The 24,378-nt window shown below is 41.7% G+C and carries 23 protein-coding genes and 1 pseudogene; 9 read left to right on the plus strand and 15 right to left on the minus strand.

Annotated elements, in window-relative coordinates; translation table 11 throughout:
- Positions 1 to 179 precede the first annotated feature (179 nt).
- Entirely contained in the window at positions 180 to 2,759 is a 2,580-nt protein-coding gene (clpB, locus tag WH214_RS16655; protein WP_087012140.1) for an ATP-dependent chaperone ClpB, read from the minus strand.
- A gap of 390 nt (positions 2,760 to 3,149) precedes the next feature.
- Positions 3,150 to 3,572, minus strand: a pseudogene (locus WH214_RS16660) (OsmC family protein).
- A gap of 147 nt (positions 3,573 to 3,719) precedes the next feature.
- Here WH214_RS16660 and crp point away from each other — a divergent pair.
- Together crp and WH214_RS16670 are read left to right on the plus strand one after the other, a co-directional pair.
- Positions 3,720 to 4,427 (plus strand): cAMP-activated global transcriptional regulator CRP, encoded by a 708-nt coding sequence (crp, locus tag WH214_RS16665; RefSeq protein WP_004696183.1) that lies wholly within the window; start codon positions 3,720 to 3,722, stop codon positions 4,425 to 4,427.
- A 185-nt stretch (positions 4,428 to 4,612) separates the two neighbouring features.
- On the plus strand, positions 4,613 to 5,662 hold the full coding sequence (locus tag WH214_RS16670; RefSeq protein WP_339422446.1) for an NADP(H)-dependent aldo-keto reductase: 1,050 nt from the start codon (positions 4,613 to 4,615) through the stop codon (positions 5,660 to 5,662).
- A gap of 125 nt (positions 5,663 to 5,787) precedes the next feature.
- On the opposite strand, the gene WH214_RS16675 is transcribed toward WH214_RS16670, so the two are convergent.
- The 4 genes from WH214_RS16675 to WH214_RS16690 form a co-directional block, all read right to left on the minus strand.
- The gene (locus WH214_RS16675) at positions 5,788 to 6,561 is read right to left on the minus strand and encodes a M48 family metallopeptidase (protein ID WP_004696181.1); all 774 of its coding nucleotides are present in this window, start codon (positions 6,559 to 6,561) and stop codon (positions 5,788 to 5,790) included.
- Between the two features lie 186 nt (positions 6,562 to 6,747).
- Positions 6,748 to 7,053, minus strand: a complete 306-nt coding sequence (locus WH214_RS16680) for a hypothetical protein (RefSeq protein WP_279693301.1) — start codon at positions 7,051 to 7,053, stop codon at positions 6,748 to 6,750.
- Positions 7,054 to 7,252: 199 nt separating this feature from the next.
- Positions 7,253 to 8,572, minus strand: coding sequence for an adenylosuccinate synthase (locus WH214_RS16685; protein WP_004696178.1), 1,320 nt, complete (start codon positions 8,570 to 8,572; stop codon positions 7,253 to 7,255).
- A 69-nt stretch (positions 8,573 to 8,641) separates the two neighbouring features.
- Positions 8,642 to 9,808, minus strand: a complete 1,167-nt coding sequence (locus WH214_RS16690) for an ATP phosphoribosyltransferase regulatory subunit (protein ID WP_339400156.1) — start codon at positions 9,806 to 9,808, stop codon at positions 8,642 to 8,644.
- 428 nt (positions 9,809 to 10,236) lie between these two features.
- Here WH214_RS16690 and WH214_RS16695 point away from each other — a divergent pair, with 428 nt between their 5' ends.
- Positions 10,237 to 10,749, plus strand: coding sequence for a hypothetical protein (locus WH214_RS16695; protein WP_336955709.1), 513 nt, complete (start codon positions 10,237 to 10,239; stop codon positions 10,747 to 10,749).
- 88 nt (positions 10,750 to 10,837) lie between these two features.
- Here the strand turns inward: WH214_RS16695 and WH214_RS16700 are convergent, their stop codons facing one another.
- Entirely contained in the window at positions 10,838 to 11,293 is a 456-nt protein-coding gene (locus WH214_RS16700) for an Lrp/AsnC family transcriptional regulator (RefSeq protein ID WP_125273521.1), read from the minus strand.
- Between the two features lie 163 nt (positions 11,294 to 11,456).
- Here WH214_RS16700 and WH214_RS16705 point away from each other — a divergent pair, with 163 nt between their 5' ends.
- Together WH214_RS16705 and WH214_RS16710 are read left to right on the plus strand one after the other, a co-directional pair.
- Positions 11,457 to 12,203: an AzlC family ABC transporter permease gene (locus tag WH214_RS16705; RefSeq protein WP_062033748.1), complete on the plus strand. Its 747-nt coding sequence runs from the start codon at positions 11,457 to 11,459 to the stop codon at positions 12,201 to 12,203.
- On the plus strand, positions 12,200 to 12,499 hold the full coding sequence (locus WH214_RS16710; protein ID WP_151836042.1) for an AzlD family protein: 300 nt from the start codon (positions 12,200 to 12,202) through the stop codon (positions 12,497 to 12,499). The genes WH214_RS16705 and WH214_RS16710 overlap by 4 nt, the downstream gene beginning before the upstream one ends.
- 9 nt (positions 12,500 to 12,508) lie before the next feature.
- Here the strand turns inward: WH214_RS16710 and WH214_RS16715 are convergent, their stop codons facing one another.
- Both WH214_RS16715 and WH214_RS16720 read right to left on the minus strand, forming a co-directional pair.
- On the minus strand, positions 12,509 to 12,814 hold the full coding sequence (locus WH214_RS16715; protein ID WP_126037229.1) for a hypothetical protein: 306 nt from the start codon (positions 12,812 to 12,814) through the stop codon (positions 12,509 to 12,511).
- Positions 12,815 to 12,927: 113 nt separating this feature from the next.
- A complete protein-coding gene (locus WH214_RS16720; RefSeq protein ID WP_339422445.1) occupies positions 12,928 to 13,962 on the minus strand; it encodes a type I glyceraldehyde-3-phosphate dehydrogenase in 1,035 nt (344 codons plus the stop codon).
- A gap of 392 nt (positions 13,963 to 14,354) precedes the next feature.
- On the opposite strand from WH214_RS16720, the gene alaS reads away from it, so the two are divergent.
- From alaS to csrA, 3 genes are all read left to right on the plus strand, one after another.
- Positions 14,355 to 17,048, plus strand: coding sequence for an alanine--tRNA ligase (alaS, locus tag WH214_RS16725; RefSeq protein WP_339422444.1), 2,694 nt, complete (start codon positions 14,355 to 14,357; stop codon positions 17,046 to 17,048).
- 66 nt (positions 17,049 to 17,114) lie between these two features.
- Positions 17,115 to 18,395, plus strand: a complete 1,281-nt coding sequence (locus WH214_RS16730) for an aspartate kinase (protein ID WP_005400573.1) — start codon at positions 17,115 to 17,117, stop codon at positions 18,393 to 18,395.
- A 273-nt stretch (positions 18,396 to 18,668) separates the two neighbouring features.
- Positions 18,669 to 18,923, plus strand: a complete 255-nt coding sequence (csrA, locus tag WH214_RS16735; protein ID WP_004982340.1) for a carbon storage regulator CsrA — start codon at positions 18,669 to 18,671, stop codon at positions 18,921 to 18,923.
- A gap of 48 nt (positions 18,924 to 18,971) precedes the next feature.
- Here the strand turns inward: csrA and rnhB are convergent, their stop codons facing one another.
- The 3 genes from rnhB to WH214_RS16750 form a co-directional block, all read right to left on the minus strand.
- Positions 18,972 to 19,559: a ribonuclease HII gene (gene rnhB / locus WH214_RS16740; protein WP_087012125.1), complete on the minus strand. Its 588-nt coding sequence runs from the start codon at positions 19,557 to 19,559 to the stop codon at positions 18,972 to 18,974.
- A gap of 62 nt (positions 19,560 to 19,621) precedes the next feature.
- On the minus strand, positions 19,622 to 19,984 hold the full coding sequence (locus tag WH214_RS16745; protein WP_004696154.1) for a hypothetical protein: 363 nt from the start codon (positions 19,982 to 19,984) through the stop codon (positions 19,622 to 19,624).
- A 137-nt stretch (positions 19,985 to 20,121) separates the two neighbouring features.
- A complete protein-coding gene (locus WH214_RS16750) occupies positions 20,122 to 20,499 on the minus strand; it encodes a hypothetical protein (protein WP_339422443.1) in 378 nt (125 codons plus the stop codon).
- Between the two features lie 239 nt (positions 20,500 to 20,738).
- Here WH214_RS16750 and WH214_RS16755 point away from each other — a divergent pair, with 239 nt between their 5' ends.
- The gene (locus WH214_RS16755; protein ID WP_445206377.1) at positions 20,739 to 21,293 is read left to right on the plus strand and encodes a cytochrome b; all 555 of its coding nucleotides are present in this window, start codon (positions 20,739 to 20,741) and stop codon (positions 21,291 to 21,293) included.
- Positions 21,294 to 21,319: 26 nt separating this feature from the next.
- Here WH214_RS16755 and WH214_RS16760 read toward each other — a convergent pair whose 3' ends face one another.
- The 3 genes from WH214_RS16760 to WH214_RS16770 all read right to left on the minus strand — a co-directional run bounded on the left by WH214_RS16760 (position 21,320) and on the right by WH214_RS16770 (position 24,128).
- Positions 21,320 to 21,682, minus strand: a complete 363-nt coding sequence (locus WH214_RS16760) for a hypothetical protein (protein ID WP_339422441.1) — start codon at positions 21,680 to 21,682, stop codon at positions 21,320 to 21,322.
- A 54-nt stretch (positions 21,683 to 21,736) separates the two neighbouring features.
- Positions 21,737 to 22,738: an adenosine deaminase gene (locus WH214_RS16765; RefSeq protein ID WP_178927684.1), complete on the minus strand. Its 1,002-nt coding sequence runs from the start codon at positions 22,736 to 22,738 to the stop codon at positions 21,737 to 21,739.
- 67 nt (positions 22,739 to 22,805) lie between these two features.
- Positions 22,806 to 24,128, minus strand: a complete 1,323-nt coding sequence (locus tag WH214_RS16770; RefSeq protein ID WP_004696144.1) for an NCS2 family permease — start codon at positions 24,126 to 24,128, stop codon at positions 22,806 to 22,808.
- Between the last annotated feature and the right edge of the window lie 250 nt (positions 24,129 to 24,378).

Consider the following 24,378-nt stretch of genomic DNA (forward strand, 5'->3'; position numbering starts at 1 on the left):
AATCCTAAAATAAAGATAATAATTTTGCAAATAAAGCACTTATATGTAATATCTATCACATAAATGTGAAAACTTACGTCACATTTTTGCTTAAAAGTGTCATCTTTTAACATTTCTATCACGCAATAAAAAACCCAGCCGAAGCTGGGTTTTTTAGGTTCAATAAACCGTTTAAATGATTAACTCATTTTCACTTTGTCAAAGCTCAACTGACCATCATGTGCAGTGATCATAATATTGTCTCCGGCCACATAGTAACCCGACAATATTTTTTGAGCTAAGTTGTTTTCAACCTGTTGTTGGATGGCACGTTTCAATGGGCGTGCACCGTATACTGGGTCAAAACCAGCGTCAATCAATAAGTCAAAGGCTTGATCATCCACCGTTAAACGCATATCTTTTTCAACCAAACGATCACGTAAACGATCCAATTGGATATCGGCAATACCACGAATTTGCGCTTTTTTGAGTGAATGGAAGACCACTAACTCATCAATACGGTTGATAAATTCTGGACGGAAATGTTGCGTCACGGCATTCATCACCACTGCTCGAACTTCTTCATCCAACGGATTGTCACCCAACTCACGCACATCACTCGAACCTAAGTTCGATGTCATGACGATCACGGTATTTTTAAAGTCAACCACGCGACCTTGCGAATCCGTTAAGCGACCATCATCCAACACTTGGAGCAGGATGTTAAACACATCGGGGTGTGCTTTTTCCACTTCATCGAACAGCACGACACTATACGGTTTACGGCGTACAGCTTCGGTTAGCACACCACCTTCTTCATAGCCGACATAACCAGGAGGCGCACCCACCAAACGGCTGACAGAGTGTTTTTCCATAAACTCGGACATGTCGATACGAATCATGGCATCGTCACTATCAAACAAGAAGTTTGCCAGTGCTTTAGTCAACTCTGTTTTACCAACACCAGTTGGGCCCAAGAATAAGAACGAGCCGCTCGGTCGGTTCGGGTCAGACAAGCCCGCACGCGAACGACGAACCGCATTAGATACTGCAACCACAGCATCATCCTGCCCGACGACACGGTTATGTAAGAACTCTTCCATATGGAGAAGTTTCTCACGTTCACCTTGCATCATTTTAGCCACTGGAATGCCCGTAGCAGCACTAACGACTTCTGCAATTTCATTGTCAGTGACTTTGTTGCGCAGTAGTTTTGGCTCTTCTTTTTCCTCAACGACTTCTTCTTCATTGAGACGTTTTTCCAGCTCTGGAATCACACCATACTGAAGACGCGACATTTCACCCAAGTCATTTTCACGCTGCGCTTTTTGCAACGCAATACGAGCCTGATCCAATTCAGCTTGAACTTGTTTGGTGCCTTCAACTAAGGTTTTTTCAGCTTTCCAAACTTCTTCTAGATCATTGTATTCGTGTTGAACTTCACTGATTTGCTTTTCAAGATGAGCGACTTCCGCACGACTACCTGCATCTTCATCTTTTTTCACTGCTTCAAGTTGTAGTTTCAATTGAATCAAACGACGTTCAAGTTTATCCAAAGCTTCTGGCTTAGAGTCCAGCTCCATTTTAATACGAGAAGCCGCTTCATCAATCAAATCAATCGCTTTATCAGGCAATTGACGGTCGGTGATATAACGATGTGACATTTTCGCTGCTGCAATGATGGCAGAGTCTAAAATTTTCACACCATGGTGCACTTCATAGCGCTCTTTCAAACCACGTAAAATCGCAATGGTGTCTTCCACACTTGGCTCATCGACCAACACTTTTTGGAAGCGACGCTCTAGCGCAGCATCTTTCTCAATGTACTGACGATATTCATCTAATGTGGTTGCACCAACACAGCGTAACTCACCACGTGCCAGAGCAGGTTTCAACATATTACCTGCATCCATTGCACCATCGCCTTTACCTGCGCCTACCAGCGTATGTAATTCGTCGATGAACAAAATGACTTCACCATCCTGTTTAGACAAATCTTTCAGTACTGCTTTTAAGCGCTCTTCAAACTCGCCTCGGTATTTGGCACCCGCAAGCAAAGAACCCAAATCTAAGGATAAAACACGTTTACCTTGTAGGCTTTCAGGTACTTCACGGTTAATAATCCGCTGTGCCAAGCCCTCAACAATAGCTGTTTTACCGACCCCTGGTTCACCAATCAACACAGGGTTATTTTTGGTACGACGCGACAAAACTTGAATGGTACGACGAATTTCGTCATCACGCCCAATCACAGGATCTAACTTACCTGCAAGTGCGCGTTCAGTTAAATCAATGGTGTATTTATTCAGAGAATCACGTTGATCTTCATGATTGTTGCTCATGACTTTCTCATCACCTCGAATTTTTAAAATGACTTTGCGTAAGCTGTCTGCTTGTACGCCCACGCTGTTGAGTAGCGTTTTAGTTGCCCCCACTTCGGCCAAGGCTTGCATCACCCAATCGGTAGACAAAAACTCATCGCCTGCTTTTTGCGCGAAGCTATCTGCCAAATTCAGCGCTTTGACTGCCTCTGAACTTAAGTTGACGTCTCCTGTAGGATTTGTCAGTGTTGGTGCATCAGCTAGCGCTTGTTTTAATTTGCTTTGTAAAGCAGGTAAATTGGCACCTGCTTGTTGCAACAAACTCAGATTAGAGGTTTCTTCTAACAATGTTGATAAAATATGAATACCTTCAATTGCGGTATGGTCTTTCCCCACTGCAAGTGATTGAGCATCTGAGAGAGCTTGCTGTAAACGGTTTGTGAATTTTTCAAATCGCATTCTTGTTTTCCTCACAACAAATTTCGAACTTGATGGATATATGGGAACAATTGCTCAAAATTCAATTCAAATTTAATTAATTTTTCTACATTTTAACTTATTTTTCATTAGTTTATCTTAATAATAAACTCATAAGACTCGGTTATAAGATGGGTCTTCTCCGCCTTATTTTCAAGCGTCACCCCACATTATTTATGTATTAAAGACCACAACGACCTATCAATCAGTGACAACCAAAATCATTTGATCAATTGTTAATCAAACAAGCAACGCATTTTTCTATTTATTCGTGTGATGAATTGTGTCCCAGTTTACGGAATCAAAACAAAAGCGTGAAGCATGAAAAAGGCCGATCACTAGATCAGCCTCAAATGACTTAAAAGTCAGCGTTTAATTTGCTTCAATAATCTCAAAATCATGGGTGATTTCAACCCCACCATCCATCAACATTTTGCTCGCAGAACAGTACTTTTCTGCCGATAATTCCACGGCTTTTGCGACTTGTTTTTCCTTCACCGCATGACCCGTAATCACGAAATGTAAGTGGATTTTTGTGAACACTGCAGGGATGCTATCTGCCCGCTCTGCCTTGAGTTCACAGCGTACATCGGTAATTTCTTGGCGTGATTTTTTAAGTATGGTCACGATGTCAAAAGAGGCACAACCACCCAGTCCCGTCAGGATCAATTCCATTGGTCTTGGACCACGGTTTTAACCACCATATTCTGGCGATCCATCCATGATAACACTGTGACCACTTTGAGTTTTTGCTTCGAAAGCAACATTCTCTAACCAATGAACAGTTGTTTGCATTGCAAGTACCTAAAAAAAGCTATAGATTGACGAAGTGACTGTACACTAACATAAATTGAGTTGATAAGGAATTTCAGCTCTGACTGTGTGACAAGTTCACCCTAGGTCTGTGCGATCTATATTTTATCCATTTTCGGAACCGTTAGCATGACTTCAAGCTTTTCACAATTAAGCACTGATGCGCTGTCTCCAGGTCAACTCCCCGAGTCAGTCAAAGCATTATTAAAACGCGCATATATTAATCGTTATCCTAAGCGTACCACCATCGTAGATGCAGGCTCAGAATCTAAATCTTTATATTTGATTTTAAAAGGTTCGGTCTCCATTATTCTGCGTGAAGACGATGAACGTGAAATCGTGGTCGCTTATTTAAATGCGGGTGATTTTTTTGGGGAAATGGGTCTATTCGAAGCAAACTCACAACGTACTGCAGAAGTGCGTACCCGTGATGTCTGCGAAATTGCTGAAGTGACTTATGAAAACTTCCATGAACTCAGCAAACAATACCCTGACCTGAGCTATGCAGTATTTGCACAGCTGGTACGCCGTCTAAAAAATACCACTCGTAAAGTGACTGACCTTGCATTTATCGATGTTTCAGGTCGTATTGCACGTTGCCTAATCGACCTATCTTCGCAACCTGAAGCGATGATTTTACCAAATGGCCGCCAAATTCGTATTACGCGTCAAGAGATTGGACGTATTGTCGGTTGTTCACGTGAAATGGTTGGTCGTGTTTTGAAAACACTCGAAGAGCAAGGCATGATCGAAACTGATGGTAAAGCCATCTTAATTTTTGATGCATCTTTAGAAGAGTCAAAAGCGAATGCTGATGACTATGAAGACGAAGAATAAGACTTTTCTCCATAGCTGATACAGCCAAAAGCAAATCTTAGGATTTGCTTTTTTTATGTCTTTAAATCTGCTTCTGCTTTGACAAAATCATGACAAACTTTGTAAAAATAGTGATTTAACCTACTGGGCATAACTATGTAACCTAATTCGACCGAAAAAACGCAGTCCATAAAAGGAAATGTTGAATGCAATTTAAACCCTTAGCCAATACAGGCATTTTGCTTCCTGAAATTTGTCTCGGCACCATGACCTTTGGTGAGCAAAACACTCAAGCTGAAGCCTTTGAACAACTTGACTATGCTTTAGCGCAAGGCATTAACTTTTGGGACACTGCTGAAATGTACCCTGTTCCTCCAAAACCTGAAACCCAAGGTGCAACCGAAAGTATTATTGGCCTATGGATTGCCCAGCGCGGCGGTCGAGACAAGCTCTTTCTAGCCTCTAAAATTGCGGGGCCATCTCAAGGTGGTAGTCATATTCGTGATGGACAGACTCGTTTTAATGCAACCGACATTTCTTCTGCCCTAGATGGCAACCTAAAGCGTTTACAGACCGATTATATCGATTTATATCAACTACACTGGCCACAGCGCCCAACCAACTTTTTCGGCAAATTAGGCTATGAAAACAGTGAAGCCCAGAACACGCAAACCGTGACTTCTTTGCAAGAAACACTACAAGCACTAGAAGCAGAGATTCAAAAAGGGCGTATTCGTTATATTGGCTTATCTAATGAGACACCTTGGGGCACCATGAAGTTTCTACAAATTGCAGAACAACTCGGCATGTCTAAATTTGTCAGTGTGCAAAATCCATACAGCCTACTGAACCGTACTTATGAAATTGGTATGTCGGAAATTGCGAAATATGAAGGCGTTGGTTTACTCGCCTACTCCCCACTCGCTTTTGGCTATCTCACAGGTAAATTCCGCAATGGTGCACGCCCAGCGAATGCTCGCGTGACGCTTTTCAGCCGCTTTAGTCGTTATAGCAACCCTGAAAGTGAATGGGCAACGGAACAGTATGCACAATTGGCTGAACGTCATGGTTTAACGCCGACACAACTGGCTTTAGCCTTCATCAAGCAGCAGTTTTTTGTGACCAGTACAATTATTGGTGCGACCAACTTAGACCAGCTGAAAGAAAATATTCAAGCTTTTGAGATTGATTTATCCGAAGATGTTTTACACGGTATTCAAGCTATTCATCAGCAACAACCTAATCCTGCGCCATAGATATTTCTTATATTAGCTGTTCAGGTGAAGCACTACTTCACCTGTCACAAATAATTGATGATTTTCAAAATCATCAACTGACAGTAAAAAAGGACGCCTTAGCGTCCTTTTTTATTCAAAACAAATTAACGTCTTTGATTATAAACCGCTTGAGCAGCGGCTAAGTTCTTACGCATTGCTTCAATACGTTGGCTATTTGACGGGTGTGTCGACAGGAATGAAGAACCGCCTGCTCCATCAAGCTTATTCATTTTTTCCCACAGACTAATTGCGGCTTGAGGGTTATAGCCTGCTTTAGCCATCAACATTAAGCCACCTTGGTCTGCACGACTTTCTAGGCTACGTGAGTAAGGCAAACCAATACCAATTTGACTACCTAGCTGTGCTGCTGCCGAACCCGTTTGACCTACACCTGCTGCACTTAGACCAATTCCCAATGCCAAATCCGTTAATGCCTGCGCACCAACCTTACTCTTCGAGTGCTCTTCTAAAGCATGCACCATCTCATGTCCCATCACCGCTGCAATTTCAGCATCAGTTAGGTTCAATTTATCTACAATACCTGTGTAGAACACCACCTTACCACCAGGGGCAACATAGGCGTTGACCTGATTTGACTTAAGTACTGCCAACTGCCAGTCAAATTTCGTTCCAGTTTGATTCATTTGATCGGCATATGGCTTCAAGCGATTGAATACACCATAAATACGCTTATAGGTCGTAGATGAGGTATCTAGGGTCTTTGTGGTTCGTGCTTCATTCACTGTTTTGTTGAAGCCTTGGGTTGCTGCTGCATTTAATGTCGCAGTGTCCGCACCTGCCACTTCCGCAAAAGTTGCACAACCTGAAATTGTAACCACACTTGCTGCACACAAACTCATTAATATTTTATTTTTCATTATTGCTTAACTCCATCCATCTCAAAGCATTTTACATAATGTGCTGAATTATATTGAATAGATTTAAAGTGTTAAATATCATCACCACGTTTTATCATAGCAATTATGTAAAAATATCTTCACAATTAAGCACAATAAGCCAAATTTCCGCGCTAGAGCTATATCTACACACCACCTTAAACCTAGTTACATAAACTGAATCAAAAGCCAATAAACCAAACACAGGATATTTAAACCCAAATACAGATGGCTTAAGGGTTCAATTTTTTCCTCAAGGACCACACTTTTACGCTTTGCAAACAGAAATGCATTTTGGAGCAGAATGATCGGCACCAAGATACAAGCAATAATCACAGACAATCCAATGAGCGCACTATAAATCACGTCTGGATCGGTGGTTTGCCCTTGAATAATCATCATCGCGATTGTTGGCGCACCACCCATAGCAAAAAGTAGTGAGTAAAAAATAGTTCCCGCGATATTCTTTTGCATCCTGCCTGCTCATCTGTTTATTATGCATTTTATTCTAACAAGCACTTATACATTATGTCGTGCTTATTCATGCAACTTTAGTCGGGAAAATCTTCCAGCTCAGCAGCTTAAATCAACACCAGTAATGCTCATGCACAGATGTACCGCACAAATAAAAAACCCTGTACGAGACAGGGTTTTTTACTCAATGCTTTATCGCTTAGGCGTCAAATGGATGACGTAAAACAATCGTTTCTTCACGGTCTGGACCTGTAGAAATGATATCGATTGGGCATTCGATTAATTGTTCAATGCGTTTTACATAGTTGATCGCCGCTTGTGGCAATTGATCCATTGATTTCGCACCAAAGGTAGACTCAGACCAACCTGGCATTGTTTCGTAAATTGGTTTTAAAGTTTCAAATGCAAGCGCATCAGAAGAACCAACACAACCAGAATCTGCTGCTTCATAACCTACACAGATTTTCACTTCTTCTAAACCATCAAGAACGTCAAGTTTAGTTAAGCAAATACCTGAAAGTGAGTTTACGTCTACAGAACGACGAAGGATTTCAGCATCGAACCAACCACAACGACGTTGACGACCTGTAGAAGCGCCAAATTCAGAGCCTACAGTCCCTAAGTGCTTACCAATCGCATCACCTACGTCATTTGCAGCGTCATAAACCAACTCAGTTGGGAACGGACCTGCACCTACACGCGTGGTATACGCTTTGGTAATACCCAATACATAGTCAAGATGTAATGGACCCAAACCAGAACCTGAGCTTACGCCACCAGCAGTCGTGTTTGAAGACGTTACATACGGATATGTACCATGGTCAACATCTAGAAGTGAACCTTGAGCACCTTCAAACATGATGTTGTCACCGTTTTTACGGTAATTATGCAGCTCTGTAGTGACATCAATCACAAGTGGTGCAACCACTTCACGCCATTGATCACATAGCGCAAGTACATCTTCTAATTTAACTGCTTCTACGCCGTAGAATTGAGTTAATTGGAAGTTATGGTACTCAAGAAGTTCAGTTAACTGAGCTTTAAGATGCTCGCCACCACGAACCAAGTCTGCAACACGAATTGCACGGCGTGCAACTTTGTCTTCATACGCAGGGCCAATACCACGACCAGTAGTACCAATTTTCGCATTACCACGCTTGATTTCACGCGCTTGGTCAAGTGCAATATGGTTTGGCAAAATCAGTGGACAGTTCGGAGAAATACGTAGACGCTCTTTAACTGGCACGCCTTCTTTTTCAAGAATGTCCATCTCTTTGATGAGCGCTTCAGGAGAAAGCACCACACCATTACCAATTAAGCACAGTACGTTTTCACGTAAAATACCAGATGGAATGAGGTGTAATACAGTTTTCTTACCACCAACGACAAGTGTATGACCTGCGTTATGTCCGCCTTGATAACGAACGACCGCAGCCGCTTGATCTGTGAGCAGGTCGACGATTTTACCTTTACCTTCGTCGCCCCATTGGGTACCGAGTACCACAACATTCTTGCCCATAATAGCCTCATTGCATCATGCTGTTAAAATTGAAGAACTTCTCAGGTTTTAGCTTACCTGAAGAAGTGATTAAATTTGTTCTACAGTCCATTGACCTGCAACATTCACCAACTGGTGCGTTGCATATGGAAGCGTAGTTAAATCATCCTGCCCCAAAAGTTGAATCACGCTCATGCCTTGAGCACGCGTGTGTTCAATCGCTTGGATCAAATCTGTTTGGGTACCTTTGGGTGCAACCACAAGACTGTTTTGCTGAAAACGACCTGCACTAAGTGCATATAAGTCACAACTAAAGCCTGTTGCTGGGCGTGCACGCCCAAAGTGCTCACCAATTCCGTCATAGCGTCCACCTTGTGCCAATGGCGCAGCACGGTTTGGTGCATAAACGGCATACATTAAGCCTGTATGGTAGTGATACGAACGTAGCTCAACCACATCAATACCCATCTGAAGATTTGGCCAACGCGCTTGAATCTCAGATTGTGTGGTTTTCAATGCATCAAAAGCGTGCTTAAATTCAGTATCGGCAATGACTTCTGCACTTAAATGCGTTTGCAAGGCAGCTAAGTCACTTGCATAACGACCTAAAGTATAAAAGTCTGCACCAAAATTTAAATCTTGGGTAAATTCAGCCAATTCTGGCAGTGCTTTACGTTGGTATAAATCAGAGAGTTGGCGTTCAGTCGCTTTGTTTAACCCCGCAAACTTCACCATACTACGGAATAAACCCACATGGCCTAAATCCAAATGGATACCGTCTACAAAACCTGTTTTTTCAAGCAGGCTGATCATCACATCAATCAATTCCACATCGGCATCGATGCTGTCTGAACCAAATAACTCGGCACCTAACTGCAAAGGTGTACGCGTGGTATTAAAGCCCTGTGGTTTGGTATGTAGGACTGTTCCTGCATAGCAATAGCGAGCAACGCCTTCAACTGGATGTACATGCGCATCAATACGAGCCACTTGTGGTGTCATATCGGCACGCACACCAAGCAAACGACCAGAAAGCTGGTCAATCACTTTAAAAGTGGCTAAGTCTAAATCTTGATTCGATTCTGATAGAGAAGATAACGATTCGATGTATTCAATGAATGGCGTGTACACCAACTGATAACCTCGAGTTGCGAGGAAATCTAATGCTTGACGACGCAAAGTTTCAATCACTTGCGCCTGTTCTGGTAGTACATCAGCTACACCATCAGGTAATAACCATGTCTCTGAAATGGGCATGTTGTAAACCTAAAATCTTGTCTGCGCGGAACGAATCCGCATAAAAAAATCGGGGCACACCCGATTTCTCTTAGTCTATCACGATACAATGTGCTGTGCATTAGACAATTTCGGAAAATTTAATTTATCGTTTCGATGTCATCGTTAACAACTTTATAAAATCTGACCGATTTTGATTAAGCCATTCCAAACATAGCTTTAGACAATGCCCAAGTATCAGAATAAATAATATTAACTCATCCTAGTGCTCTACAGAGATTGGAAAAATTCATATAAGGCTTTGTTTTATATTTTATTTCCAATAATAACTGTGCTTGCACAAAAGACACATTATTTTATACTTCAGCTCAATTTAACAGCAACAATAAATACAACGTCGTTATACAGATAACACTTTTAATCACATATTTTTACTTGGGGAAAATTCGATGGAAATGCACAGCAACTTATATTACAAGCATCCAGATGCTCAAATCATGTCAAAGTTAGACCGATTATTTCAAGAACATCGCGGCGATGCGAGTCAATTTACAGCTTTGGTCTGTGACATCAACCCAGACCATGGCGCTGAACTGGCCGAAGATATTTTAAATACCGTCGATAATATCGAGTTTGACTTGGGTCCTGAATCACTATACTCCCTCGGGGGTTATTCCATCGCACACTTTGTCCATGGTTCATCAGGTGATGAATTCATGGAAGCGATTTTGTTCTTCCTGAAAGCCTTGCTTCCAGACATCCATGCACAAGCATGGGGTTGCGGTGATGATGATCCTTGGGAATTTTGGTTCAAATTTGAAGGCGATGAACTGGTTCGTGAAGATGATGAACCTTTAAATGACCCTGAAGAAGATGAAGAAATTAAAGCCAGTATTTATGCATGGTGGCACGCAGATCTGCCTAAAGAAATTAAAGAAGGCTTTTTAAACGAAGAGTCATAACATCCTAAGCAGCATGACTAGAGTACAAGTCCTATCACTTTGAGTCATGCTGCCACATTCACAGGCGATTTTGTTATCAACTTTTGATCTACCAAATCGGCAATTCTGTGGTTTGTTTGATATTTTGTAATGGAATTTCTGTTTTAATACTTTGTATATTCGGGATTTTATTTAGACGATGGATTTGAAACTGTCGATAGGCGTCTAAGTCTGCAACCACAATACGTAAAAAGAAATCACAATCCCCTGCCATTAAATGACACTCGACCACTTCAGGAACTTCACGAATCGATTCAACAAATTGGTTCACAGTTTGCGGATCCTGACTTTTTAGCCAAATTCGTGCAAAAACGGTCAATCGCAGATTCACTTTAGCAGGATCAACCAAAGCCACATAAGCCCGAATAATCCCGTCTTCTTCTAGTTGTTTTACTCGTCTTAAACACGGTGAGGCAGACAGTCCGATACGCTGAGCCAACTCATTATTTTGAAGTTTTCCATCAACTTGTAGTACTTGCAATATCCGCTTATCTGTTTGATCCATAAATTCCACCCCTAAAGCATAATTTAGCTCATATTTAATCAATCACAGCATATTATTCCAAACATACTCTATATTAAGCTAAATAAAGCAAAAAATATCTTTGGAAAAAGCCTACACTTATTCACCTACTGCACCAAAACCTAGCACGCATAGGCGATTTAAAATGTTCTCTCTTAGAAATACGACTCAAGAACTCAATGACTCCACCGATTACGTCGAGTTTAAGCGTGGTATTAAAACATCTATCCCCATGCTGCTGGGCATTATTCCTTTTGCTTTGGTCTTAGGAACACAAGCTACTCAAAAAGGCTTTAGCCATTTAGAAGTTCCATTATTTACTGGCCTAAACTTTGCGGGCGGTTCCGAGTTTGCCGTACTCGAAGTCTGGACCAATCCACCAAATTTTCTCGTTTTAATTTTCATTACTTTCCTAGTTAATAGCCGTCATTTACTCATGGGTGCAAGTCTCGTTCCCTATTTACGCCATTTGCCTAATCGACAAGTTTTCCCTGCCCTGTTTTTCATGTGTGATGAAAGTTGGGCCGCAGCCCTTGCCGATGCAGAAAAGAAGAAAAGATTTGGGCTACAACAGGCCTTTAGCATGTCCTACTACGCAGGCATCTGTTTTGCGCTGTACTTGATGTGGGTCAGTTTTACCAGCTTAGGAGCCATTCTTGGTCCTTTGCTAGGCGATGTTCACCGTTATGGATTTGATATGGCTTTTGCTGCAGTATTTCTGGTTTTATTGCGTGGCATGTGGAAAGGATTCAGTGCAGCACGCCCTTGGCTTATCAGTCTCATCAGTGCAGCCATTGCTTATTTATATTTACCGACGGGTTGGTATGTGCCTATTGGGGCAATCTGTGGCATCGCCTCTGCTTTCTTATTTATTCAGGAGGATGAGCTATGATCCACAGCACAACACTTGTCGCAATTTTATTGGTCGCAGCTACCACTTATCTGACGCGTATATTGGGCTATGTTTTGCTGAAAAATAAAACTTTAAGCAACAAACAACGAAAGATTTTGGAAGTTGTTCCGGGCTGCGTACTTATCTCAGTGATTGCACCTTATTTTGTGAAGGACAATGTCGCAGATCTACTTGCCATTGCCATCACTTTAATTGCAGCTTCACGCTTTTCACTCTTACCAACCGTTGTGATTAGTATGCTGAGCGCGGCATTATTACGTACCGCGCTCATCTAAACTGAATTTTTAGCGCTCAGGCTGTACGGCTTTAGCGAGAATATTCACCAACTCAGCGTTTTGTAGTTCAACTTTTTGCAACTTAGAAGTGGTCTGCTCGATCACTTCCTGTTGCACATGCATCTTTTTTGCAAGATCTTGCATAATTTCCAAGGTCTTTTTTAAATTCTCTTCAAGATGATGTACTTTTTCTTGCAGTTGATTTTGCTCTACGCTTGGATCGGTTTTATCTGCCTGATTTTTAAATTGAAACCAAATTAAAAAAATGACAGCGACCGCCAACAACAAAATAAATCCCCAAATTAAGATCAACATAAGCACCGCTCTACATTATTTTCGTTTATGAATTCATGATAACCACAAGTCCGTATTCGGTCTATGCTTATCATCTTGTTTTCAGAGTAAAAGATGCCTAAAAATAAAGAACCTTAGGTGGTTGACGCACTAAAAGATTCACACAAATCTAATAAGCGGTTTGCATAGCCCCATTCATTGTCATACCACGCAAAGACTTTAGCTTGATGCCCCACCACCATAGTTTGCGTTAAATCAACAATGAGTGAATAGGGTGAATGGTTAAAATCCGAAGACACCAAAGGTTCATCCGTCACATCCATAATTTCACGGTAGTCTGACTTCGCCGCCTGAATCAGTACTTCATTAATTTTATGATCGGTAATCGGTGTTTGCGAAATAAAAGTTAAATCAATTGCAGCCACATTAATGGTTGGCACACGAATCGAATAACCATCGATACGATCGGCCATTTTTGGCATGACTTGTTTTAAAGCACCAAGGGCTGACGATGTGGTGGGAATAATATTTTGACCTGAAGCACGAGCACGTCTTAAATCACGATGCGCATGATCCAATACAGACTGATCGGCAGTCACTGCATGAATTTCGGTCATGAGCGCGGTATCAATTCCAAAAGCATCATCAATGATTTTAACCAAAGGTACTAAGGCCTGTGTGGTACATGACACACTGGAAATGATTTGGTCACTGGCTTTCACCTCATGGTGATTCACCCCATACACAATTGCGGCATCAACTGAGTCAAAAGGTGCCGCGCCAATAATGACCCGCTTTGCACCTGCACTGATATGCCCTGTTGCTGCTTCACGCGAGCGAAATAAACCTGTGCACTCTAGAACCACGTCTACATGGAGACTTGCCCAAGGTAAATCTTGCGGGCTTTCCTGACACAATACTTCAACTTTGAGCTGCGCTTGATCTTTAGAAAGATGTAAATAAATCCTTTCATTTTCATAACTTAAATCGACTTTTCCCGGAAAGCGCCCATGCGTGGTGTCATATTTAAATAAATGCAATAAGGTTTCTACATCTGCTACATCATTTACCGCGACGATTTCAAACTGAAAGTTCTTTGGATTTTCAAACCAAGCGCGTAGTACATTACGTCCGATTCGACCAAATCCATTTATCGCCACTCGTTGCATGACTTGCCCTTATTTATAAAATGATGAAAGATAAAGCAGGCCTATATTAATGGATTTATATAGATTTGGTTAAGCTTTCTTTTTCTATCATCCATCAGCGAAGATGATGAATATGAACCCTTAAGTCATAAATTGATCTACCTAACCACCTCGGACCAATCAACTCATTTCCACGAAATGATATAAATATCCAACAATAACAAGCAAAATCTTAGAACTATCGAATACATAGAAATGTCATCAATTCGCCTTAAAGTGATTGGTGCAACATCCTTTTTCCGTTATAATTTGGCGTTTTAAAATTTTTAAGCCAGTATCTGAAGTCAGCGTATTTAGAATAAGACTTTCTTCAGCTACTATTAGCCAAATCGAAATTATGGAGTGACTTGGTTGTGAGTACTCGTTTTATGACATCAGCTGAAATTCGCGAAGCTTTTTTAAGCTACTTTGAATCGCAAGGGCATACACGTGTCGCGTCGAGTTCTCTAGTTCCCGCCAACGACCCTACTTTGTTGTTTACCAACGCGGGTATGAACCAATTTAAAGATTGTTTCTTAGGCCTAGAAAAACGTGATTATGTACGTGCAGTGTCTTCACAAAAGTGTGTCCGTGCAGGTGGTAAACACAACGACTTAGACAATGTCGGTTATACCGCACGTCACCATACATTCTTTGAAATGTTAGGTAACTTCTCATTTGGCGACTACTTCAAACGTGATGCAATCAAATTTGCATGGGATTTTCTCACTGGTGAAGCTTGGTTAGCTCTGCCTAAAGACAAACTCTATGCAACGGTTTACCACACTGACGACGAAGCATTTGACATCTGGAACAAAGAAATTGGTTTAGATGCTAGCCGTATTATCCGTATTGGCGACAACAAAGGTGGCCAATACGCATCAGATAATTTCTGGGCAATGGGTGATACAGGTCCATGTGGTCCATGTTCTGAAATCTTCTTTGACCATGGCGACCATATTTGGGGTGGCTTACCAGGCACACCTGAAGAAGATGGCGACCGTTTCATTGAAATTTGGAACAACGTTTTCATGCAGTTCAACCGCACTGCGGATGGCGTGCTTCACCCTCTCCCAGCGCCTTCTGTTGATACAGGTATGGGCTTAGAGCGTATTTCTGCTGTTTTACAACATGTTAACTCAAACTACGAAATTGACCTGTTCCAGCACTTACTCAAAGCAGCCGCTGAAATTATTGGTTTAGATACCGCTGCACTTGAAGCAGAAGCTCGCGAAAAAGGTACACCAGTTCAATATCCTGCATCACTTAAAGTGGTTGCGGATCACGCACGTTCATGTTCATTCCTGATTGCTGATGGTGTAAACCCATCAAATGAAGGTCGCGGTTATGTACTTCGCCGTATTATCCGTCGTGCAGTGCGTCATGGTAATAAGCTGGGTGCAACAGGTTCATTCTTCCATAAAATGTTGCAACCTTTAATTGAAGTGATGGGTCAAGCTTACCCAGAACTTGAAGCACAAAAGGCACGTATTGAAGCGCAATTACTGAAAGAAGAAGAGCAATTTGCTAAAACCTTAGAGCAAGGTTTGAAATTGCTTGAAGGTGAATTGGCTCAATTGAAAGGTTCAGTGATTCCCGGTGAAGTGGTGTTTAAGCTGTATGATACTTACGGTTTCCCAACTGACCTGACTGCTGACATCGCACGTGAACGTGATTTAACCATTGATGAAGCAGGCTTTGAAGTTGAAATGGCTGCTCAACGTCAACGTGCACGTGATGCAGGTAAATTCGCAATTGACTACAACTCTGTTGTTAAAGTTGAAGGCGAAACTCAATTTGACGGCTATGACGCAACGGTTGGTGAAGGTCAAATTATCGCGATCTATAAAGATGGCGAACAGGTTGACGAAGTCGTTGAAGGTGATGAAGCACTGATTGTATTAAACCAAACCCCTTTCTATGCGGAAAGCGGTGGTCAAATCGGTGATACAGGTATTTTCAAAAACGATACAGGTATTTTTGAAGTCCAAGACACCAAGAAATCTGGCGGCGCTTTTGTCCACCAAGGTATCGTGACTGTAGGTAGCATTAAGCTTGCTCAAAATGTTGAAGCAACAGTCAAAGCAGATATCCGCGCTGCAACTGCGCGCAACCACTCTGCAACTCACCTTTTGCATGCTGCACTACGTCAAATTTTAGGCGAACACGTGCAACAAAAAGGCTCATTGGTTGCTTCAGACATTTTACGTTTTGACTTTGCCAACGATCAACCTGTTTCATTTGAACAACTTCAAGAAATTGAGCGTTTGGTCAATGCTGAAGTGATTGTAAACAGCGCTGTGACCACTGAACTTCTTGACATCGAATCTGCGAAAGCAAAAGGTGCGATGATGCTGTTCGGTGAAAAATATGGCGATGAAGTTCGTGTCCTTTCAATGGGTTCAATCATTGAAGAGAAGAACTTCTCAATCGAGCTATGCGGTGGTATTCACGTTAAACGCACAGGCGACATTGGCTTGTTTAAAATCACTTCTGAAGGTGGTGTAGCTGCGGGTGTACGTCGTATTGAAGCGGTAACGGGTACCAAAGCCATTGAAGTTACTCAAAAAGCTGACCGTGATATCAATACCATCAATGGTTTATTGAAAGCTCAAAAAGACCAAACTTTAGAAAAAGTTGAAGCCTTAGTCGACACAGCATCAAGCTTGCAAAAACAGATTGAGCAACTCAATCAAAAACTTGCCAGCTTCCAAGCTGCTGAACTGCTTAGCCAAGTTCAAACGCTTGCGGGTCGTCAAACGCTAATCACGACTGTTCAAAACATGGATGCGAAATCACTTCGCAACCTACATGACGGTGTGAAATCAAAATTAGAAAATGCAGTCATCGTACTTGCTGGTGTTGAAGGTGACAAAGTTAGCCTGATTGCATCTGTAGCAAAAGACTTTACTGCTTCTATTAAAGCAGGTGACATCATCAAACATCTAGCAACTGAGCTTGGTGGTAAAGGTGGTGGCAAACCTGACTTAGCACAAGGTGGCGCGCCACTAAACGAGAAGTTTGCAACAGTGATGGCAGATTTAACTGCTTGGCTTGAAGCGAAATAAAACTTCACCTTTTGTGTAACTGACCCTGAATGATGCATTCAGGGTCATGGTTTATATGGAACAACTATGGCATTAATCGTTCAAAAATATGGCGGTACCTCTATGGGTACTCCAGAGCGCATTTTAAATGTTGCTCGTCGTGTAAAGCGTTGGCATGACCACGGCCACAAGGTTGTAGTGGTTGTATCAGCAATGAGTGGCGAAACCAATCGTCTACTTGCTTTAGCGAAAGCCATTACCGAAACCCCTGACCCACGAGAATTAGACCAAATGGTTTCTACGGGTGAACAGGTAACGATTTCAATGTTAGCGATGGCGCTCAATTCTATTGGCGTTGAAGCTAAGTCACTTACGGGCCGCCAAGTCGGTATCAAAACGGACAATGCATTTACCAAAGCACGTATCGAGTCGATTGATACTGACACCATGACTGCGCATTTAGATGCTGGTCGTGTGATCGTGGTTGCTGGTTTCCAAGGCTTCGATGCCGATGGTAACACCACCACCCTCGGCCGTGGCGGTTCAGATACTTCTGGTGTAGCACTTGCTGCGGCATTAAAAGCAGATGAATGCCAAATCTATACAGATGTAGATGGCGTTTATACCACTGACCCACGCGTTGCACCAAAAGCGAAAAAAGTAGACCGTATTTCATTTGAAGAAATGCTGGAAATGGCATCACTTGGTTCTAAAGTTCTACAAATTCGTTCGGTTGAATTTGCAGGAAAATACCAAGTGCCTTTACGCGTATTATCAAGTTTTGATAATGACGATGATGGCGCATTCGACGAAGAATTTAAAAAGAACGTCGGAACACTAATCACCACTGAGGCGGAAGACAACATGGAACAACCAATTATCTCTGGTATCGCATTTAACCGTGACGAAGCTAAACTTACGATTCTAGGTGTTCCTGATGAACCAGGTATTGCATCTAAAATTTTATCGCCAATTGGTAATGCCAACATTGAAGTGGATATGATTATCCAAAATGTTGAAGAAGATGGTACAACTGACTTCACTTTCACGGTAAACCGCGGCGAACTTGCAAAAGCAACAAAAATTCTTCAAGAAACTGCTCAAGCCATTGGTGCGCGCGAAGTTGCTACACGTGATGACATTGTTAAAGTGTCAATCGTAGGTGTTGGTATGCGCTCGCATGCAGGTGTTGCAAGTAAAATGTTTACTGCCTTGGCTGATGAAGGCATCAACATTTTGATGATCTCAACTTCAGAAATCAAAATTTCTGTGATTATTGAAGAAAACTACCTAGAACTTGCTGTACGTTCTCTACACACTGCTTTCGGTTTAGACCGTGAACATGGTGAATCAAGCGCACGTGCTTAAGCAATCTTGCGAAAAACTTGTCATTGTCTGACAGTTTTTGCAAAAGACTACAAAAATCAGGAGCCACTATAGTTTTTTCTATAGTGGCTCTGTTATATTAAGCCCGAGGCTTTCTTAAATTTAGATGAATGTTATACCTAATGTCACTAGATATCTAAAAATTCAAGTGTCATGCGGTTGTATTAAACATTTGTTTAAATTTTTTTAAATACAAAAAATTATGTATTTTACTTTAGTACAACTGCAGGTTTAGCGTTTTGCAAGGAGATAAACATGCTGATTTTGACCCGACGCGTCGGTGAAACATTAATGATTGGGGATCAAGTAAGTGTTACTGTACTTGGTGTCAAAGGCAACCAAGTTCGTATTGGTGTCAATGCTCCCAAAGAAGTATCTGTACATCGTGAAGAGATTTATCAACGCATTCAGCATGAACGTGCAATGCATGAACATCTTCAACATCTTGATCAGGACTACCAGCCTGCATTTGAAGATGAAGGTGCACAGCAGAATAATTTCAATCGTTAAGATTGAAACATTCAGATATAAAGCGGCCCGATTGGCCGCTTTAAATTTTTATACAGTCTCTTTTTGCTCAAGTGCCTCGATCACTTTCTTTACAGGCCCAAAACTGCGACGATGCTCGTCAATGACCCCATGTTCAGCAATCGCCTCAAAATGCGCTTTGGTTGGATAACCTTTGTGTTTGGCAAAACCAAACTGAGGATATTTTCGATCCATCTCAATCATTTGATGGTCACGTGTCACTTTGGCCAAAATACTCGCCGCTGAGATTTCAGCATGTAAAGCATCCCCGCCCACAATTGCCTCACAGCTCATACTCAAGCCTTGTGGAATTTTATTACCATCAACCAAGACATGTTCGGGCTGTATTGCAAGCTGTTCAACCGCGCGGCGCATCGCAAGCAAAGATGCTTGTAAAATGTTGATCTCATCAATTTCAGCAGCACTCGCCTCAGCAATCGCCCATGCCAATGCTTTTTCCTGAATTTCGACAAAAAGTTTTTCACGTTTTTTTTCGGTCAGTTTTTTGGAATCATTCAACCCTTGTATCGGGTTATTCGGGTCTAGAATTACCGCAGCAGCGACCACTGAACCCACCAAAGGGCCGCGCCCTGCCTCATCTGCACCTGCAATTTGCATTTTCTACTCTCATAAAAAATGGCTGATCAACAGCCATTCTAAAATTTAACAATTTATTCAGCTTAGTTTAGCATTTCAGAGGCGCATGTGGCTGTTGTTTTTGTTGCTGCTAAAGCGCCATAGGTTGCCTTTGCTTTGGGATCAATTGCCGCCAAAGCTAACTGTTCTTTAGACAACACTTTGGGTGAGTTATCACCCACACAATTACATACTTCACGTTTTTTCTTTTGTTTTTGGTCTTCTGATAACAGCTTACTGCCCATGATCCATGTCGGATTAGTTTCTATTTCATCCATACATTTTGCATGTGAGGCCATTTTAATAGCCGAGATTCCATCATCATCTGAGCTAGATAAAGGATTCGACACACACGCGGAAAGCATAAGCGAGCCAAACAAACAGAGAATTAACTTATCATTTTTCATACAGATACACCCTTTGTTGTAAAAGAAATCAGGCTTCAATTGTTATTATTCACATCAATATAAAAGATAAACGCCAAAAAGTACAAAAAAACCGCAAAGAAGCGAGGCATGTCCCCGCTTCTTTGATATATCACAACTTAATTCACCGCTTCAGCCACACATGCATTGATGGTTTTGGTTACTGCATTGCTAATAATGGTTGTACGCGCCGCAGGGTCAATGGCCGCTGTTGCCACATCGACAGCCGTAACATTTTGCGGGGCGTTGTCACTTACGCAACCACAAATTTCAGTCTGAATATCGGTTTTTTGGTCCGTCGTCATAAATTTGGTTGCTGTTTTCCATGCTGGTAGATTATTCAACTCAGTCGTACATTTTGCATTAATGGCAATTTTAAGCGCCGCTGTACCCAGTTGTTGCGTGGTGGTCGACGTATTGGTCGTTGCCATATCAGTCGCTGTACAAGCCGAAAGGATCAAAGCCAAAGGAGCAAGCACTGCAATCATTTTTTTCACGGAGTTATCCATTTATAACAGTTAAAGTGCGCGTATTTTGCCGAATCTTTGCTATTTACGGAAACACTATTTCCATGCCATTTTAATATCTTTCGCTTATTGCACAGTTTTAGATCAGTCATGCGCCATTGGTCTGTGCAGCGTTGCAGAATATCAACGCTATGTTGCATCTACTACATTTTTGACCTATCTATAGTTCTATAAAATAGCGCAACATAAAAATGGATGTGAAGAATCTAATGAACTCGGCAAATACCCATTACACGCGTACTGCTCAAATCCTGCATTGGCTCATGGCAATTATCTTTATTGCTGCTTGGCTGATTGGGTTTTATAGCGGAAACTTCCTCAGTTATGATGCTGATGGTAGCTTTAAAGGGGATGTCATTACCTTACATAAGAACATTGCAACCACAATTATTTTTCTAGTGGTGATTCGTATCTTTTGGCGTTATACCCACCCTGCACCCAAACTTCCAGACAGTATGTCACCATTAATGCAAAAAATGGCACACCTCGGTCATTTGGCTTTATATTTCATTTTGTTGGCTTTGCCAATTACTGGCTGTTTATTTAGCTGGAGTGCTGGGCACCCTGCGCCTGTATTGTACCTTTTTGAAATTCCCCGTTTAGTACAAGATAACCCTGAATTACTCGCGATCGTAAAACCTTTACATATCTGGATTTCATGGGCAGCAGGATTGCTGTTGGTAGGTCATATTGGAGCAGCACTAAAACACCACTTTATTGATAAAGATAATGTGTTAAATAGCATGACCAAACAAGCAAAGTAAGACCAAGTTGAATCAGCCTAAAAGCATCAATGTGTTGCTTTTAGGACTTCATCTACCACACATCCCTTAAGTGTATTCAACACACCCTGTTGTACCACTTGTTTTTTGACTTGTGCATCAACCACTGCACGTAACAAAGTTGTTGCAGGAATATCCTTTAACGCATTTTCACCCACGCAACCACAGATTTGCGTTTGGAGCTGATTCTTTTTCTCTTCACCAAGCAATGCTGTACTGACTTTCCATAGCCTTGTCGCTTCAAGCTCAATACCGCACTGATACACCACCACTGGCTTTAATAGCTTTTGAGTTAACCCTGTATCCGTTTTGAGCAAATAAACTGCAAAGAGCACAAAAATAACCACAAGCACCGCAATCATTTTTTTCATATCGACCTCACATAAAAAAGACAGAGCGAACTCTGTCTTTAAAAGGACATCAGATTAAGCAATGGCTGCAATTTCAGCCGCCCATTTTTGCTTCTCTTCTGCCGAAATAAACGACGCCTCAAAAGAGTTCAGCGCCAATTGTTTTAGCTCAGCTGCTGTTAAGTCTAACGCATCTGTAATGGCAATAAAGTTATCATTCATATAACCACCAAAGTACGATGGATCATCTGAATTTACCGTCACCTGCACACCTTGTTGCAACAAACGGCGGATATTGTGCTGTGCCATATCGTTAACGACACATAGCTTTAAGTTGCTGAGTGGACAAACTGTCAGTGGCATTTTCTCTGCGATCAAACGCTGCATTAATACAGGATCTTCTTCAGAACGCACACCATGGTCAATACGATTCACTTTAAGCAAATCTAAAGCTTCCCACACATATTCCGCTGGGCCTTCTTCACCCGCATGCGCAACCACTAAAAAGCCTGCTTCACGTGCTTTAGCAAAGACACGTTCAAACTTTGAAGGAGGATGCCCTACTTCACTTGAGTCCAAGCCTACGCCAATGATTTGATCTTTATAAGGCAATGCCTGTGCTAAAGTTTCAAGGGCTGCTTCTTCACTTAAATGACGCAAGAAACACATAATCAAATGCGAACTAATGCCGAATTTTGCCTTGGCATCATCACATGCGCGTTGCAGACCATTAATCACTGTTTCAAAAGCAATACCACGATCTGTATGCGTTTGTGGGTCAAAGAACATTTCGGTATGTACTACACGATCTTCGGCACATTTTTCAAAGTATGCCCAAGCCAAGTCATAAAAGTCTTGCTCATGAATCAGTACATTTGCACCTGCATAATAGATGTCTAAAAACGATTGCAAATTGTGAAAATTATAAGCCTGTTTCACTTCTTCAACCGACTTATAAGGAATGTCTATTTGATTACGCTGTGCGATTGCAAACATGAGTTCTGGCTCAAATGTCCCTTCAATATGCACATGCAATTCAGCTTTTGGTAAAGCACGAATGAGCTCCAATTGACTCATATCTTTTCCTCTTTAAAAATAAAAAAGGGCGTAAACTGAGTTTACACCCTTATCACTATTTGATGAATTAGCCGCCAAACAATGCGAATTTTAATGCCCAAAGCACAGCCACAATCCATACCATGTACGGTACAGTCGCCGCTTTACCAGTGAATAATTTAACCAATGCATAGCTAATAAAGCCCATCGCAATACCATCTGCAATTGAGTAGGTAAATGGCATAAATACAATGGTTAAGAACGCAGGAACGGCTTCAGTAATATCATCCCAATCAATATGGGTAATTCCCTGAATCATTAACACACCAACAAATAACAATGCTGGAGCTGTTGCAAAACCGGGTACAGATTGAGCTAAAGGTGCTAAAAACAAACATAAGATAAATAACACACCGACCACAACGGCGGTTAAACCTGTACGGCCACCAGCAGCAACACCGGCAGATGACTCAATATATGGTGTCGTCGAAGATGTACCTAATGCCGCACCTGCAACAATTGCAGTTGAGTCTGCAAATAATGCTTTTTTCAAACGTGGAAGCTTGCCATCTTTCAGTAAGCCTGCACGGTGTGACACACCAACCAATGTACCTGTTGAGTCAAATAAATCGACCAAGAAGAATACAAAAATGACACCCACTAAGCTTGCTGTAAATAGGCCTTCAAAGTCCATTTGCATGAATGTTGGAGCAATTGATGGAATCTCACCAACAACACCTTTGAACTCGCTTAAGCCCATTGCTGTTGAAATTGCAGTTAAAGCTAAGATGCTGATAATAATGGCACCACGCACTTTAAAGTGATGCAGTACAACCACCATCAAGAAGCCAAATAAAGCCAAAAGAACTGTCGGTTGCTTTAAGTCGCCCAATCCAACCAAAGTCGCTGGATTGTCCACAATAACGCCTGCATTTTTTAAAGCAATCAACGCAAGGAATAAACCAATTCCGCCGCCAATCGCAAGCTTAAGCGACATTGGGATTGCATTCACAATGGCTTCACGGATCTTAAACATACTGATCGCAATGAACACCAAACCTGATACAAACACTGCAGCTAAAGCAGTTTGCCAAGGCACACCCATACCCATACACACCGAATAGGTAAAGTAAGCGTTTAAGCCCATACCTGGTGCTAATGCAATTGGATAATTTGCAACAATACCCATGACCAAACAGCCGATTGCGGCTGCAAGACAAGTCGCTACAAAGACAGCACCATGATCCATCCCCGTTTCGGATAAAATCATTGGATTCACAATAATGATGTAACACATGGTTAAGAATGTGGTTACACCTGCAAGAAGCTCTGTACGAAAACTGGTTTTATTTTCACTCAGTTTGAACATACGCTCGAGCATATTTTCTGAAGATGGATTAGGAGTCGTCATGACCTAGCCCCTGTAAATAAACTTTTAAAACTGTATAACTGCCAAAAAATTTAGACACTCAGTACGATGAAAATCTGATTAAATTTCTGGAAGTTAAAGCAATGAATATGCCAAATTTCCTCAATTCAGGAAAAGTTTATTTAGCCATGAATGGTTCAAACGCAGGGTCGAACCATATATACCTAAACAAAAAAGCCGCATAAACCGTATGCAGCTTTCAACAAAAACGTCATTTTAGACTCAAAATCTA

The organism is Acinetobacter sp. MYb191 (assembly GCF_037572605.1).
Taxonomy (GTDB): Bacteria; Pseudomonadota; Gammaproteobacteria; order Pseudomonadales; family Moraxellaceae; genus Acinetobacter; species Acinetobacter johnsonii.

Bases quoted from the DNA above. Each gene is read 5' to 3' on its own strand.
- clpB (WP_087012140.1), bottom strand. From the start codon at position 2,759: ATGCGATTTGAAAAATTCACAAACCGTTTACAGCAAGCTCTCTCAGAT.
- crp (WP_004696183.1), top strand. From the start codon at position 3,720: ATGACTTCAAGCTTTTCACAATTAAGCACTGATGCGCTGTCTCCAGGT.
- WH214_RS16670 (WP_339422446.1), top strand. From the start codon at position 4,613: ATGCAATTTAAACCCTTAGCCAATACAGGCATTTTGCTTCCTGAAATT.
- WH214_RS16675 (WP_004696181.1), bottom strand. From the start codon at position 6,561: ATGAAAAATAAAATATTAATGAGTTTGTGTGCAGCAAGTGTGGTTACA.
- WH214_RS16680 (WP_279693301.1), bottom strand. From the start codon at position 7,053: ATGCAAAAGAATATCGCGGGAACTATTTTTTACTCACTACTTTTTGCT.
- WH214_RS16685 (WP_004696178.1), bottom strand. From the start codon at position 8,572: ATGGGCAAGAATGTTGTGGTACTCGGTACCCAATGGGGCGACGAAGGT.
- WH214_RS16690 (WP_339400156.1), bottom strand. From the start codon at position 9,808: ATGCCCATTTCAGAGACATGGTTATTACCTGATGGTGTAGCTGATGTA.
- WH214_RS16695 (WP_336955709.1), top strand. From the start codon at position 10,237: ATGGAAATGCACAGCAACTTATATTACAAGCATCCAGATGCTCAAATC.
- WH214_RS16700 (WP_125273521.1), bottom strand. From the start codon at position 11,293: ATGGATCAAACAGATAAGCGGATATTGCAAGTACTACAAGTTGATGGA.
- WH214_RS16705 (WP_062033748.1), top strand. From the start codon at position 11,457: ATGTTCTCTCTTAGAAATACGACTCAAGAACTCAATGACTCCACCGAT.
- WH214_RS16710 (WP_151836042.1), top strand. From the start codon at position 12,200: ATGATCCACAGCACAACACTTGTCGCAATTTTATTGGTCGCAGCTACC.
- WH214_RS16715 (WP_126037229.1), bottom strand. From the start codon at position 12,814: ATGTTGATCTTAATTTGGGGATTTATTTTGTTGTTGGCGGTCGCTGTC.
- WH214_RS16720 (WP_339422445.1), bottom strand. From the start codon at position 13,962: ATGCAACGAGTGGCGATAAATGGATTTGGTCGAATCGGACGTAATGTA.
- WH214_RS16730 (WP_005400573.1), top strand. From the start codon at position 17,115: ATGGCATTAATCGTTCAAAAATATGGCGGTACCTCTATGGGTACTCCA.
- csrA (WP_004982340.1), top strand. From the start codon at position 18,669: ATGCTGATTTTGACCCGACGCGTCGGTGAAACATTAATGATTGGGGAT.
- rnhB (WP_087012125.1), bottom strand. From the start codon at position 19,559: ATGCAAATTGCAGGTGCAGATGAGGCAGGGCGCGGCCCTTTGGTGGGT.
- WH214_RS16745 (WP_004696154.1), bottom strand. From the start codon at position 19,984: ATGAAAAATGATAAGTTAATTCTCTGTTTGTTTGGCTCGCTTATGCTT.
- WH214_RS16755 (WP_445206377.1), top strand. From the start codon at position 20,739: ATGAACTCGGCAAATACCCATTACACGCGTACTGCTCAAATCCTGCAT.
- WH214_RS16760 (WP_339422441.1), bottom strand. From the start codon at position 21,682: ATGAAAAAAATGATTGCGGTGCTTGTGGTTATTTTTGTGCTCTTTGCA.
- WH214_RS16765 (WP_178927684.1), bottom strand. From the start codon at position 22,738: ATGAGTCAATTGGAGCTCATTCGTGCTTTACCAAAAGCTGAATTGCAT.
- WH214_RS16770 (WP_004696144.1), bottom strand. From the start codon at position 24,128: ATGACGACTCCTAATCCATCTTCAGAAAATATGCTCGAGCGTATGTTC.